Raw genomic sequence first — 14,126 nt, 5'->3', positions numbered from 1 at the left:
TGCCGGACCTATTTTCCGGCGGCATGCCTGGCATAGCGATTTTGGATTTCAGCCGGTGCACCGCTCGCGGGCAGAGTGATCGCATGCAATCGACGATCTCCTCGCCGCTCAGTCTGATCACTCCGGGGGCTTGACCATGGCCCACGCGATCACCCTGCAATCGCCCCTCGGCAAGTCGTTGCGCTTCGTGCGCATGGCCGCGCAAGAAGAACTGGGGCGGCCCTATACGTTCGTGCTGCATGGGATCAGCCGCGATGTCGGGATCGATCTGCGCGGGCTGCTCGGCAAGCCGATGGCGGTGAAGCTGGTTTCGCCGCAGGGCGACAAGCGTCACTACCACGGCATCGTCTGCGCGGCGGAGCAGACCGGGTTCGAGCAGATCGACGAGCTGCGCTACGCCACCTATGCGTTCACCCTGGTGCCGAAGCTGTGGCTGCTGGGCCAGCGCCGCGACTGCCGCATCTACAAGAACAAGAGCGTGCCGCAACTGGTGCGCGCGCTGCTCGCCGATGTGGGCTACAGCGACGTGAAGCTGCGCCTGAGCGCGAGCTACGCGCCGCGCGAGTACTGCGTGCAGTACCGCGAGAGCGGCCTGGATTTCATCAGCCGGCTGATGGAGCAGGAAGGCATCTACTACTACTTCGAGCATACCGCCAGTACCCACACCATGGTACTGGCCGACGGACTTGGCGCGCACGTGGCGGTGGCGCCGTTCGCGCGCATCCCGTATTGCCCGCCGGGGCAGAAGGGCAGCCGGATGAAGGATGCGATCACCGACTGGTCGCTGGCGCGCACCGCGCGCAGCACCCGGGTGCGCCTGGACGACTACGATTATCTGAAACCGAAGACCTCGCTGCGGGCCAACGAGGCGCCGGCCGAGACTGCCGGTGCCGCGCTCGGCGATCTGGACGTGTTCGATTATCCGGGCGAGCACCTCGATGTCGCGACCGGCCGCCGCCATGCGCAGGTCCGCGCCGAGGCGCTGAACGTCGCCCAGGCGCAGTACCAGGGCCTGACCGACGCCTGTGGGCTGCAGGTCGGCGCGCTGTTCAAGCTGCGCGACTTCCCGCAGGCCGAGCACAATCAGGAATATCTGGTGATCGGCGCGGACACCGAGCTGGTCGAGGTGGACTACGTCTCCGGCGGCGAGGAGGTCGCCGAGCCGTTCTCGTGCGCGTTCCGCGCGCTGCGCAGCCGCCAGCCGTTCCGTACGACGCAGACCACGCCGCGGCCGACCATCGCCGGCCTGCAGACCGCAGTGGTCGAGGGCACCAGGGCCGAGGACATCGCGGTGGACCAGCACGGCCGGGTGCAGGTGAATTTCTTCTGGAGCCCGCCGGGGACGCCGAACGCGGACTGCTCGTGCCCGGTGCGCGTGGCGCAATCGTGGGCCGGCAAACGCTGGGGCGCACAGCAGATTCCGCGCGTTGGCCACGAGGTGGTGGTGAGCTTCCTCGAAGGCAATCCGGACCGTCCGCTGATCATTGGTAGCGTCTACAACGCCGACAACCCGCCGCCCTACGCGCTGCCCGCCAACCGCACCCAGAGCGGTGTGCGCAGCCGCAGCCATCCCAACGGCGGCGCCCAGGACTACAACGAGATCTGCTTCGAGGACCGCAAGGGTAAAGAGGAGCTGCTGCTGCATGCGCAGCGCGACCTGCGCCACGAGGCCGAACACGACGAAATCGGCGAGACCGGCAACGACCGCAGCCAGAAGGTGGGTCGCAACGACCGTCTCGATGTCGGCCGTTCGCTGCGGATCGAGGCCGGGACCGAGATCGACCTGGTGTGCGGGCCGGCGCGGCTGCAGCTCCGGCGGACCGGCGAAGTGGTGATCAGCGGCACCCGCATCACCCTCGATGGCCGCATCGCAGTGGCAATCAATGCCGGGGCCAACGTCGAAGTGGTGGCGCAGGCCAGCCTGCTGATGCGCGCCAATGCCTCGGTGCTGATCCAGTCCAACGCGGTGGCAACGGTGCGCGCCAACGCCGCGCTGGTGCTGAATGCATCGGGGCCGGCGACGCTCAAAGGGACCCCGACGACCGTCGGGTCGTCGCTGGTCGTCCCATGAGGAACGCCATGCCGCAGATCGTCGAAGCCGCCCGGCAGATGCAGATATCGTCGGCTGCGCAGGCATTGCTGGCCGAGATTCAGGCGCCATCGCCGGCGGTGCATGCGCTGCTGCGCGGGCAGGCCGCAAGCGATGCGCTGGCGCTGGCGCTGCGGCTGGCGCCGCGTCCCTATGTGGTCGCGTGGCTGTGCCAGTGCGTGCGCCGGCAGGCCCTGCAGGAGGACGACAGCGAGGGACTGCGCCTGGCCCAGTCCTGGGTACAGCAACCCGACGACGCCAGCCGGCGCGTGGCGCTGGCGTACGCGGAAAACGCAGATTACCGATCGGTCGGCGCCTGGCTGGCTGCGGCGGCGGGATGGGCCGACGGCAGCGCGGTGGCCCACGACGACGCGCCGCCGGTGGCCGAGCACCTCACCGCCACGGCCGCGCTGGCGGCGCTGCTGCAGTTGGCGGCGCGCACGCCGGAGGTCTTCGACGCCACGCTGGCGGACTGGGCGGCGGAGGTCGCCCGGTTACTGTTGCCGCACGGCCAGGAGCACGCCGCATGAGCGCGCCACCGACCGCCGTGGCGCCGCGTTTGCTGCTGGACCTGCGCGGCGAGCGCGACGTAGCCGCCGGGACGCGCACGCGCATCGAACTGGAGGGCAGCGGTGCCAGCATCGGCCGCGGCGCCGACTGCGACTGGCAGTTGGACGCCGCCGGCGTCTCGCGGCTGCATGCTAGCGTGCGCCATCTCGATGGGGTCTACTTTCTGGAGGATCACAGCACCAACGGCGTGCTGCACAACGGCGCGCCGCTGCGCCCGGGCTTCCCGGCGGCGCTGCGCGATGGCGACCGGGTGCAGATCGACCTGTTCGAGATCGGAGTGACGGTGTTGCCGGTCGTGCCCGACCGCGAGACGGGGGCCAGTATCATCGCCCCGTCCGTCGCTGCGCCGCCGCCGCCGGTGGTCGTGACCGATGCCAGCGACGATGCCTTCGCCGCTCTGACGCCGGCGCCGGCGCCGGTATCGGCCACAGTGGTCGATCCGCTGGCCTTGTTCGCCACGTCGTACACCATGACCGGTGCGACCCCGGCGCATGCCGCACCGGACTGGAACCATTCGCCGGCGCTGGCCGACCGCTATCGTGCGCGTGCCAGTGCGCCGGCAGCGACGCCGGAGGCGCTGCTGCCCGAGCATTGGGACCATACCCGTAGCGAGTTCGTTGCCGCGCCGGCTGCCCCGTCGCCGGTCGCACCATCTGCCGCGCCGGCCGCCGACGTAGCACCGCCCGCATCGATAGCGACCCCGGCGGCGAACGCGACCCCAACTTCAACCCCAACCCCAACCCCGACAGCGCCGCCAATCGTGCCGACGGCAGTGCCGTCGGCGCCGGCCGACGCCGATCCGCAGGCGTTGCTGACCGCGCTGGTCGCCGGGCTGATGGACGTGCTGCGTGCCCGCGCGGAAATGAAGAACAGCCTGCGCCTGCCGGCCACGCTGATCCGCCGCAGCGAGAACAATCCGCTGAAGTTCGCCGCCACCGCCGAGGAAGCGGTGGCGCGGCTGCTCGGTCCGCCCGATCCGGCCTATCTCGGCGGTACGGCGGCGATCGACGATGCGATGCACGACATCGGCCAGCACCAGTTGGCGCTGATGGCCGGCATGCGCGCCGCGTTCGAGCAGACGTTCGCGCACTTCGACCCGGTCCGGTTCGAGGCCCAGTCCGGCGCTCAGGGCGCGCTGGCGGGCTGGCCCGGGCGCCCGTGGCGGCGTTACGTGCAGGACTATCGGGGCCTGCAGGCCGATCCCGACGAACGCTTCCGCCGCCTGTTCGGCGACGCGTTCGCGCACGCCTACGAAGACCAACTGCTGCGCGCGCGCAAAGCCGCATCGCGACCGCACCGGGAGCGGACATGACACCGTACAACAAGGTGATCTGGAGCGAAGGACTGTTCCTGCGTCCGCAGCATATGCAGCAGCAGGAGCGCTACTTCGAGCGCTTCGTCGAACTGCGCGCCGGCGCGTTGCGCCCGCATGCCTGGGGCTTCGCCGAACTGGAGCTGGAGCAGGAGTTACTGTCGATCGGCAAGCTGGCGATCCGCCGCGCCCGCGGCTGTTTTCCCGACGGCACCCCGTTCTCGATCCCCGACCGCGATCCGTCGCCGCCGCCGCTGGAGGTCCCCGGCGACTGCCGCGACCAGGTGGTCAGCCTGGCGCTGCCGCTGCGCGCCAGCGCGCACCCCGACAGCGAGTGGCCCGACACCGGCCCGGCGCGGTTGGTGCGCTACCGGGTGGACGAAGCCGAGGTCGGCGACGCCTCCGGCGGCATTCCCGGCACGGTGCGGCTGGAGGTCGGCGCGATGGCCAGCCGGCTGCGCCTGCAGTCGCAGCCGGGCGAGGGCCTGGTCGAGGTGCCGATGGCGCGCATCATCGAATGTCGCGCCGACCGCCGGGTGATCCTCGACGACGGCTTCATCCCCAGCGCTAGCCGCATCGAGGCCGCGGCTTGGCTGACCACCTTCCTGTCCGAACTGCTCGGCCTGCTGCATCAACGCGGTCAGGCGCTGGCCGGGCGCGTCGGCGGCAGCGAGCGCGGCGGCGTGGCCGAGATCTCCGATGTGCTGATGCTGCAGGTGGTCAACCGCTACCAGCCGCTGGTCGCGCATTGGGCCGCCGCGCCGCTGGAGCATCCGGAACGCCTGTATCGACTGTTGCTGGAGATGGCCGGTGAACTGGCCACCTTCACCCATGCCAGCCGTCGCAGCGGCACGTTCCCGGCCTACCGCCACGAGGCGCTGCGTGAGAGCTTCGCGCCGGTGGTGCTGGCGTTGCGCGAGAGCCTGAGCGCGGTGCTGGAGCAGTCGGCGATCGCCGTGCCGCTGCAGCAGCGCAAGTATGGCGTCTGGGTGGGCCTGGTGCCGGACCCGAGCCTGCTGGACACGGCCGCGTTCGTGCTGGCGGTGAAGGCCGATCTGCGCGGCGAGGAGTTGCGCAAGCGCCTGCCCGGCGAGTCCAAGATCGGCCCGGTCGAGAAGATCCGCGATCTGGTCAACCTGCAACTGCCGGGTATCGGCGTGGCGCCGATGGCGGTGGCGCCGCGACAGGTGCCGTACCACGCCGGCTGCACCTATTTCGAACTCGACCGGCAGGCGCCGCTGTGGAAGTCGCTACGCACCTCCGGCGGCATGGCGCTGCACTTCGGCGGCGGCTTCCCCGGCCTGGAACTGGAACTGTGGGCGGTGAGGAACTGACATGTCCGAGCATCCCCTGGACGATGCGACCGTACTGCGCGCGACGACGGCGGCAGGCCCGGCCGAGGCCGCGGCGCCGCACCCGGCGCCAGCCGCCGCCGCACCGGATCTGGATGCGGCGATGCAGGCCGTCCCCGGCGCCATGCGCGGTAACGCGCTGGTGCGCGTGGCCACGCCGTTGCTGTTGCTCGCGGTGCAACTGCGGCACTCGCTGCAGGCGCCGGACATCGCCGCGCTGCGCGAGGGCTGCTGCGAGCGCCTGCACCGTTTCGAGGACGACACCTGCCGCCAGGGCGCCGATCCGAAAGCGGCGCTGGCGGCGCGCTACGCGCTGTGCACGCTGCTGGACGAGGCGGTGCTGGCCTCGCCGTGGGGCGAGGCCAGCGGCTGGTCGCAGCGCACCCTGCTGGTGATCTTCCATGGCGAGACCTATGGCGGCGCCAAGGTGTTCGACCTGCTCGACCGCCTGGTCCGCGACCCGGCACGCCACCTGGATCTGCTGGAGTTGCTGTTCCTGGCGCTGGCGCTCGGGTTCGGCGGGCGCTATCTGGTCGAGCCCGGCGGCCAGGCGCGGCTGGCCGACCGCCAGGCCGAACTGCACCGGCTGATCCAGCGCCAGCGCGCGCCGTTGCCGGCGGAACTGTCGCCGCAGTGGCGCGGCGCCGATGCGCCGCTCGAACGCGGTTCGGCGCTGATGCCGCTGGCCATCGCCACGGTGGTGTCGCTGTGCCTGGTGGCGGTGGTGTTCCTGCTGCTGTACGCGCGGCTCAACCGCATGTCGGCGCCGATCAGCGCGCAGTTGGCGGGGATCGGCATGGAGCGCGCGACCCTGCCGCGCGCGCCGGCGCATCCGCCCGCGCCGGTCTCGCTGGTGCCGTTCCTGGAGCCGGAACAGCGCGCCGGGCTGCTGACCGTCAGCACCGATGCCGACGGGCGCTCCACCATCCGCATTTCCAGTGCGGCGATGTTCGTTTCCGGCGGGACCGAGGTCGATGCCCGTCAGCACGGGCTGCTACGGCGGATCGCCGCCGCGCTGGAGCGCGTGCCGGGCAGGGTGATGGTGATCGGGCACACCGACGACCAGCCGGTGCGCTCGCTGCGGCTCAAGGACAACTACGCGCTGTCGGCGCTGCGCGCCGAGAACGTCGGCGCACTGCTCGGCGCCGACCTGTCCGACCCGCGTCGGATCGAGAGCAGCGGCGCGGGCGACTCGCAACCGCTGGCCACACCGCCGCAGCTCCCCGAAAACCGCGCGCGCAACCGGCGCGTGGAGATCGTGCTGATCCCCGAGGGCTGAACGATGCCGCATCTGTCCGATTTCACCCGTCTGCGCGGCTTGTCCGATGCGGCGCTGCTGCTGGCGCTGGCGACGCTGGTCTGGGTCGGCGGCCCGTATCTCGGCCTCGGGCAGTGGCAGCCGCTGCGCAGCGTGCCCGCGCGGCTGCTGGCGATCGTCGTGGTGGTGGTCGGCTGGGGAGTGTGGTGCTGGCTACGGCAGTGGCGGGCGAAGCGGCGGCAACGGCGCATGGCCGATGCGCTGGCGGATGGGGGCGACGACAGCCAGAACCGCGCCGATGAGGAACAGGCGCGCCTGCGCGCGCGCTTCGCCGAGGCGATGAAACTGCTGCGCCGCCGCCGCCGCGCAGGACACGGCCTCGACGTGCTGCCGTGGTACTTGCTGATCGGCGCGCCGGGATCGGGCAAGAGCACCTTGCTGGAGCACTCCGGCCAGAACTTCCCGTTGCAGCAGCAGTTCGGCACGCAGCCGCTGGCCGGGGTCGGCGGCACCCGCTCGTGCGACTGGTGGTTCGCCGATCGTGCGGTATTTCTCGACAGCGCCGGGCGCTGGACCACGCAGGAGTCCGACGCCAACGCCGATGCCGCGGCCTGGCAAGGATTTCTCGGTCTGTTGCGACGCTATCGCCGGCAGCCGCTGAACGGCGTGATCGTCGCGGTCAGCGCCAGCGACCTGCTCGACCCCGACGACGCCCACCGCGCGCAGCAGGCGCGGACGCTGCGCCGACGGCTGGACGAACTCGGCGAGCGCCTGCGCGCCACCGTGCCGGTCTACCTGGTGCTGACCAAGTGCGACCTGATCTGCGGGTTTACCGATTTCTTCGCCGACTTCGATGCGCCCGGGCGCGCGCAGGTGTGGGGATTGACCCTGCCGGCGGCGCGCGCCGCCGCCGACCCCGATCCGACCACGCTGTTCCCGGTCGAGCTGGAGCGCCTGCTGGAACGCATCGACGCGCGCGTCATCGACCGTCTGCGCGATGGGCGCGATCCGTACCGGCGCGCGACCATGCTGTCGTTCCCGCAACAGTTGCGGCTGCTGCAGCCGGCGCTGGCCGACTTCGTGCAGTCCGCGTTCGGTGCCCACGGCTATGCCGCGCAGCCGTGGCTGCGCGGCATGTACCTCACCTCTGGCACCCAGCAGGGGCATGCGGTGGACCGGGTGATGTCGGCGGTGGCCGGACACTTCGGCATCGCCGCGATGTCGCTGCCGCCGCCGCTGGACAAGCCGCGCACCTATTTCGTCGCGCGCCTGCTCGAGGAGGTGATGTTCGCGGAGGCCGGGCTGGCCGGCGGACACGCGCGCGGCGGCCGGCGCTGGCGGGTGCTGCAACTGGCGGCGTGGATCGGCCTCAGCGTCTCCACGTTGCTGCTGTTGTCGCTGCTGGCCGGCAGCTACGCGCACAACGCGCAATTGATCGCCGACGTGCGCGCAGTGCTGCAGCAATACCCGTCCGGCGCGCTACGCGAGGCGGACAGCGAACAGCGCTATTACATCGCCGCGCTGCAGCGCTTCGACGTATTGGTCACGGCGCGCGATACCGCGCTGCCCCCCGACCGAGCGCTGCCGTGGTCGCAGCGCTTCGGCCTGTCGCAGGGTCCGGCGCTGGCGCAGGACGTGCAACGGGCCTATCTGCGCGATCTCAACGCCCTGCTGTTGCCCGCGCTGGGCGAGGCACTGCGCGATGGGCTGGTCGAGGCAGGCAACGCCCCGCAGCGGCTGTACCAGCTCCTGAAGGGCTACCTGATGCTCGGCGAGCCGGCGCGGCGCCAGGTCGGGCAACTGGCCAGTCTGGCGATGCAGCAATGGCGCGTTCTGTTCCCGCAGGATCCGGCGGTGCGGGACGCGCTGCACACCCATCTGCGTGCGCTGTTGAGCGCCAGCGCCGGCGCGCGCGGGTTGCCGTTGGACCGGGCGCAGGTCGAGCGCACCCGCGCCAGCCTGCGTACCGCGCAACTGCCGGCGCTGGTCTATGGCGGCTTGTCGTTGGCACAGGCCGGCGGCGGCGCGCAGGCGCCACGCCTGGACCGCCGTCTGGGCCTGCTCGGCGACGTGTTCCAGCGTCGCAGCGGAGTACCGCTGTCCGAACCGCTGCCGGCGTTATTCACCCGCGAGGCCTTCCAGGGCCAGATCGACGGCGGCATCGACCAGGCGGTCCGCCAGTTCGCCGCCGACGACTGGGTGCTGGGCAGCGCACCGCTCGATCCGCTGGCGCGTTCGCAGTTGGCGCGTGGCGTGCTGGCGCTCTACCAGCGCGACTACATCGCCGCCTGGCAGGGGCTGATGGACGATCTGCAACTGCGGCCGGTCGCCACCACCGCACAGGCCAGCGCGGTAGCGGCCAAGCTCGGTGGCCCCGGGTCGCCGCTGAAGGCGTTGCTGAGCCTGCTGCGCGAACACACCACCGCGTTGGGGGTGAAGCCGGCGCAGGGCAAGGAGACGGCGGCCGACCCGTCCCCGCGCGCCGAGGCGGAACCGATCGAGCGCCATTTCGAGGCATTGAACCGGCTCTCCGATCCGACCTCCGACGGCGCCTTGGATCAGGCCCTGACCACGCTCAACCAGATGAGCCGCACGTTGTTGACCGCCGGTGTCGGCGGCGCCGACCAGAACGATCCCGCGCTGCTGATCGCCGCGCAACAGGCCGGGCAACTGCCGTCGCCGCTGCAGGGTTGGGTGGCGGCGCTGGCCGGGCAGAGCCGGGCGCTGGTCGCCGACGGCGCCGGCGATGCGCTGCGCAGCCGCGAACGCCAGGCCGCCGGGCAGGACTGCGCCCTGTTCGTGCGCGGCCGCTTCCCGTTCGTGGCGCAGGCCGCTGCCGAGGTCCCGCTGCGCGATTTCGCCGAACTTTTCGCGCCGGGCGGGCGCCTGGATCGATTCTTCCAGCAGTCGATCGCCGACAAGGTCGATACCGGCGCGCGCAACTGGCGCTGGAACGAGGCGACGCCGCAGGTCGGTGCCGACGACGTGTTGCAGCGCGCGCAACTGGCCGCGCGCATCCAGCAGATGTTCTTCGCCGGCGGCGCGCAGCCGCGGGTCGACTTCGAAGTCGTGCTGCCGGCGCAGTCGGGGGTGGGGCGGCTGCTGCTGGAAGTGGACGGACAACGTGTGGAAACTCAGGCCGGCGCCGCCGCCAGCCAGTCGATGCGTTGGCCGGGACCGCAGCCGGGCATGGCGCGGCTGTCCGCCTGGGACATCGCCGGGCGGCCGCTGCCACCGGTCGAGTACCGCGGCGCCTGGGCCTGGTTCCGTCTGCTGCAGGCCGGCGCGCTGCGCCCGGCCGGCGATATGCGTTACGCGGCGCAGTTCCCCTCCGGCCAGGGCGAAGTGCGCCTGGAACTGCGTCCGGCGAGCCTGCGGCATCCGTTCGCCGATACCTCATTGCAGCGGTTCCGTTGTCCATGACGTCGCTGCACGCGCATCCGGGTTTCCACGGCAAATTGCCCTGCGCGGGGGATTTCGTGCTGCGGCGATTGCCGACGGCCTTCGTCGAGCCTTGGGATACGGCGATGCAGCACCTGCAACGGCAGGTGCGCGCTCAGGCGCCGGCCGCGCAGGCCTGGAACTTCGTGCTCGCGCCGGGGCTGTGCGGCGCCTGCGCCTGGGCAGGCGCGCTGGTCGCCAGCCGCGATCGGGTCGGCCGCCGTTTCCCGCTGACCATCGCTGCCGCGCTGCCGCTGGGCGCGTGTCATCCGCACTGGTTGGGCGCCGCCGCCGCGCTGCTTGAATCCGCAGCGGCCATGGACGACGTCGACAGCTTCGATCGCGCCTGCCAGGCGCTCGCCGCGACCGCAATGGCGCCGACCGCGCAGTGGCCGCCGCCTCCGCGCGCCGGTGCGCTGTGGTGGAGCAGCCGCGACCACGGCCACAGCGGCGTCTGGGTCGCCACCGACGGCCTGCCGGGGCCGCAACAGGCGGCCATGCTGTTGGGCCAGGGCGAGGCGGCGTCGGAGCCGGTGCGATGAGCGCCGGCTACGTCTGCGCGGGGCGTACCGCGGCGGGCAACGTGCGCCGCCAGAACCAGGACGCGATCCTGCTGCGCGAGGATGTGGGCTTGTGGGCGGTGGCCGATGGCCTGGGCGGACACAGCGCCGGCGAGGTGGCCAGTCGCATGGTGGTCGAGCGCCTCGGCACATTGCCGCGTCGCGGCGGCGTGGTCGATTTCGTCGAGGGCATCGACACTGCGTTGGGCGAGGTCAATGCCGATTTGCGCGCACTGGCCCGGTGCCGCGGCGTGGACGTGATCGGGTCCACCGTGGTCATGCTGGTGCACGATGCCGATCTGTTGCTGTGCGGCTGGGTCGGCGATAGTCGTGCCTATCTGTTCGAGTCCGGTGTGCTGCATCCGCTCACCCGCGACCATGTCGCCGGCTGCGCCGACGGCGCCGCGCGCTCCGGTTGGTATGCGCCGGCGTCGGGCGTGCTGACCCGTGCCATCGGCGCCGACGACCTGCTGTGCGTGGACTGGATGGTGTTGCGGCGTCGCCCCGGACAGTGCGTGTTGCTGTGCTCCGACGGCATCAACAAGGAGCTGGACGATGCGGAAATCGCCGCGCACTGCCGTCGTGCGGCGGAGCCGCACACGCTGGTGGCCAGCCTGTTCGACAGCGCACTGGCGCGCGCCGGCCGCGACAACATCTCGGCGATCGTGTTACGCCTGGAGGATGCAGCATGGCCATGACCGAGCACGACGACGCCGCGTCCACAGGCCCGCGCGGTGCGCCCACAGATGCGACCCGCGTCGCGCCGCTGAAGACGCGCCGTGAGCCTGTCGATGCCGCCGCGCAGGTCGGGTCCGAAGGCGTTGCCGACGATCCCGACGCCACCCGGGTCGCTCCGATCAGCGCCGAGCCCAGCGTGCCCGACGGCGCCACCAGCTCCAGTTGGCAGCGCCTGGGACGGTTGCCGGGCGACGCCGTGGTCGGCATCGGCACGATGCTGAAGGGCCGTTTCCTGCTGGAACGCGAGATCGGGCGCGGGGGCATGGGAGTGGTCTACCTGGCCCGTGACGAACGCAAGGTCGAGGCCCGCGACCGCCACCCGTACCTCGCGGTGAAGGTGCTCAACGACGAGTTCCGCCAGCATCCGGATGCGCTGATCGCGCTGCAGCGCGAGTCGCGCCGCGCGCAGCATCTGGCGCACGACCACATCGTGCGCGTCTACGACTTCGACAAGGACGGCGCCATCGTCTTCATGACGATGGAATACGTCCAGGGCAGCGACTTGCGCAGCCTGATCCGCGCCCGGCACGGCAACGGCCTGCCGATGGCGCAAGCCTGGCCGCTGATTGCAGGCATGGGCCAGGCGCTGCGGCGCGCGCATGCCGCCGGCATCGTGCATTCGGACTTCAAGCCAGGCAACGTGATGGTCGACGAGAACACCGTCGCCAAAGTGTTCGATTTCGGCATCGCCCGCGCGGCCAAGCTGGCCGGCGCCGATGCCAGCGACGACCGCACCGTGTTCGACGCCACCTCGCTCGGTGCGATGACTCCCGCCTATGCCAGCCCGGAGATGTTGGACGGACAGGAGCCGGCGTTCGCGGACGACGTCTATGCGTTCGGCTGCGTGGTCTACGAACTGCTCGGCGGGCGCCACCCGTTCGACAAGCGCACCGGTGCGCAGGCCAGGGAACAGGGGCTGCAGCCGGCGCCGCTGCCCGGACTGGACCGGCGCGGCAACCGCGCACTGCGGCGTGCGCTGGCCTTCGACGCGAGCCGGCGTCCGGACATGGCGACGCTGCTGGCGCAGTTGCGCCCGCGCACGCGCCGCGAGCGCTGGTTGCGCCAGGTCGGCGTCGTGCTGCTGGCGCTCGTGCTGGTGGCCGGAGCAGCGGCGCTGCTGCATCTGCAACGGCAACGGCAGCAGGTCGCGCAGGTGTTGGACGGGTTCGCGCCGGGTTCGGCCCAGCGCTTCGTCGACGAGACCCGGGCCGCGCGCGCGCTGGCGGCGCTGGACAGCGACGACCGCCAGCGTCTGATCCTCGACCACAGCGCGGCGCTCGAAGCCTTTCTGCTCGCCCGGCTCGACGCCTATTGGCAACCCGGGCAGGGGCGGCTCGACTACGCCGGTGCACAGCGGCTGTTCGCATTGCGCGAGCGCTGGAGGCTGTTCTCGCCGCAGTTGGAGGCGCGTCGCGCCGGTATCCGGCAGCAGCGCGATCTGCTGCTCAACGCCCTGGACACGCGGTTGAGCCGGGCCGTCGCCGAGGGCCGGTTGTCCGAGGACCAGCCCGACAACGTCGTGCTGCTGATGACGCGCATCCGTGCGCTCGCGCCGGACAGCGGCCCGGCGCGGCAACCCGAACTGGAACTGCGCTACGAGCGTGCGCTGGAGGACGCGTTGGAGCGTGGCGACCGCGCCGCCGCGCGCCGCTGGCTGGACAGCGGGCGCATGGCGTTTCCCGCATCGACGCGGTTGCCGGCGTATGCCGCCCAGCTCAGTGGCGGCGCCGCGCCGACCAGTGCCGTTGCTCGCGATGGCAAGGCGCTGGCCGAGGCCGAGGTGGCGTCGCGGATCGAGTCGATGCGTACCGCAGCCGCGGCGCAGGATGTGGCGAAGATTCGCGATCTGCTCGGGCAGATCGCGGCGCTGCGGCCAGAGCATCCGGTGCTCGCCGGCACGGGCCGGCAGATGCTGGTGGACGCCTATCTCGGCCGCGCTCGCGCATTGGCGCTGCAGGGGCGCTGGGACAATGCGGCGGCGGCGGCCCGCGAGGGGGCGTCGGTGGCGCCAGCGCCATCTCTGCGCCAGGCCAACGCGCGCTACGCGTTCGCGGTCGATCTGCTGCGTGCGGCCGACACGCCGGACGCAGCGGCGCTGCCGGCACTGCGCGCACGCGCCAGGCGGCTACGGGCGCAGGATGCGGCCGGCTACCGCCGCTTCGCCGCCGATCTCGCCGGCCAGGCGCGCTCGCGTGCCGCCGCCGCGCTGCTGGCGCGCCTGCAGCAGGCCGAGCCGCAGACGCCGCGCAGTACCGCCGATGCATGCCGCATCCCGGGCATCGTCGGCAGCGGACGTGCCTGTGCGGATGATCTCGGCGCGCAGGGACGCGGACCGGCGCTGGTCGTGTTGCCGTCGCCATCGGGGGGCGCGTTGGCGATGATGCGCAACGAGATCAGCGTCGCCGACATCGCAGCGTTCTGCAGCGCCACGCAGAGCTGCAAGCTGCCGCCGCAGGTCCGGCCGCAGGCGGCCGCCACGCGGATATCGATCGATCTGGTGGAGCGGTACGCGCGCTGGCTGAGCCAGGCCAGCGGCTACACCTATCGCCTGCCGCGCGACGCGGAATGGCTGCATGCCGCACTCGCCGGCGCCAGCGTCGGCGCCTGCGAAAAAGCGGTATCCAACCGCTGGGGCTTGCTCAACATGGCCGGCGGGGTTGGCGAATGGGTCCGCGACGGAGCGAGCATCCGCGCGCGCGGTGGCGAAGGCGATGAAGATGCGTGCGCCGGCAGCGGCGGCAAGGCCGGCGATGGCAAGGCCGCTCGCGGCACCGGCGCGCGCCTGGTGAGGGACGTGAAGTGACCG

The 14,126-nt window shown here is 71.6% G+C and carries 9 protein-coding genes; all 9 read left to right on the top strand.

Annotation, left to right across the window (positions count from 1 at the left end; translation table 11 throughout):
* Positions 1–136: 136 nt before the first annotated feature.
* From E4A48_RS10805 to E4A48_RS10765, 9 genes are read left to right on the top strand one after another with little or no spacing between them, the layout of a single operon-like run.
* Positions 137–2,071, top strand: a complete 1,935-nt coding sequence (locus E4A48_RS10805; RefSeq protein ID WP_142742399.1) for a type VI secretion system Vgr family protein — start codon at positions 137–139, stop codon at positions 2,069–2,071.
* 8 nt (positions 2,072–2,079) lie between these two features.
* Positions 2,080–2,619 carry a DUF6931 family protein gene (locus E4A48_RS10800; protein WP_039006897.1) on the top strand — a complete coding sequence of 180 codons (540 nt, stop codon included), beginning with the start codon at positions 2,080–2,082 and terminating at the stop codon, positions 2,617–2,619.
* Positions 2,616–3,971 (top strand): type VI secretion system-associated FHA domain protein TagH, encoded by a 1,356-nt coding sequence (gene tagH / locus E4A48_RS10795; protein WP_142742398.1) that lies wholly within the window; start codon positions 2,616–2,618, stop codon positions 3,969–3,971. Before E4A48_RS10800 ends, tagH begins: the two co-directional genes overlap by 4 nt.
* Positions 3,968–5,305, top strand: a complete 1,338-nt coding sequence (gene tssK, locus E4A48_RS10790; protein WP_039006893.1) for a type VI secretion system baseplate subunit TssK — start codon at positions 3,968–3,970, stop codon at positions 5,303–5,305. Before tagH ends, tssK begins: the two co-directional genes overlap by 4 nt.
* A 1-nt stretch (position 5,306) precedes the next feature.
* On the top strand, positions 5,307–6,602 hold the full coding sequence (tssL, locus tag E4A48_RS10785; protein WP_039006891.1) for a type VI secretion system protein TssL, long form: 1,296 nt from the start codon (positions 5,307–5,309) through the stop codon (positions 6,600–6,602).
* Positions 6,603–6,605: 3 nt separating this feature from the next.
* Positions 6,606–10,004, top strand: a complete 3,399-nt coding sequence (tssM, locus tag E4A48_RS10780; protein ID WP_142742397.1) for a type VI secretion system membrane subunit TssM — start codon at positions 6,606–6,608, stop codon at positions 10,002–10,004.
* Positions 10,001–10,564, top strand: a complete 564-nt coding sequence (gene tagF / locus E4A48_RS10775; RefSeq protein WP_058196968.1) for a type VI secretion system-associated protein TagF — start codon at positions 10,001–10,003, stop codon at positions 10,562–10,564. The genes tssM and tagF overlap by 4 nt, the downstream gene beginning before the upstream one ends.
* A complete protein-coding gene (locus E4A48_RS10770; RefSeq protein ID WP_142742396.1) occupies positions 10,561–11,280 on the top strand; it encodes a PP2C family protein-serine/threonine phosphatase in 720 nt (239 codons plus the stop codon). The genes tagF and E4A48_RS10770 overlap by 4 nt, the downstream gene beginning before the upstream one ends.
* The gene (locus tag E4A48_RS10765; RefSeq protein ID WP_260607934.1) at positions 11,271–14,123 is read left to right on the top strand and encodes a bifunctional serine/threonine-protein kinase/formylglycine-generating enzyme family protein; all 2,853 of its coding nucleotides are present in this window, start codon (positions 11,271–11,273) and stop codon (positions 14,121–14,123) included. The genes E4A48_RS10770 and E4A48_RS10765 overlap by 10 nt, the downstream gene beginning before the upstream one ends.
* Positions 14,124–14,126 lie beyond the last annotated feature (3 nt).

The organism is Xanthomonas translucens pv. cerealis (assembly GCF_006838285.1).
Lineage (GTDB): Bacteria > Pseudomonadota > Gammaproteobacteria > Xanthomonadales > Xanthomonadaceae > Xanthomonas_A > Xanthomonas_A cerealis.
The sequence above is the reverse complement of the archived record's forward strand: the minus strand, read 5'-3'. Positions and strand labels throughout refer to the sequence as shown.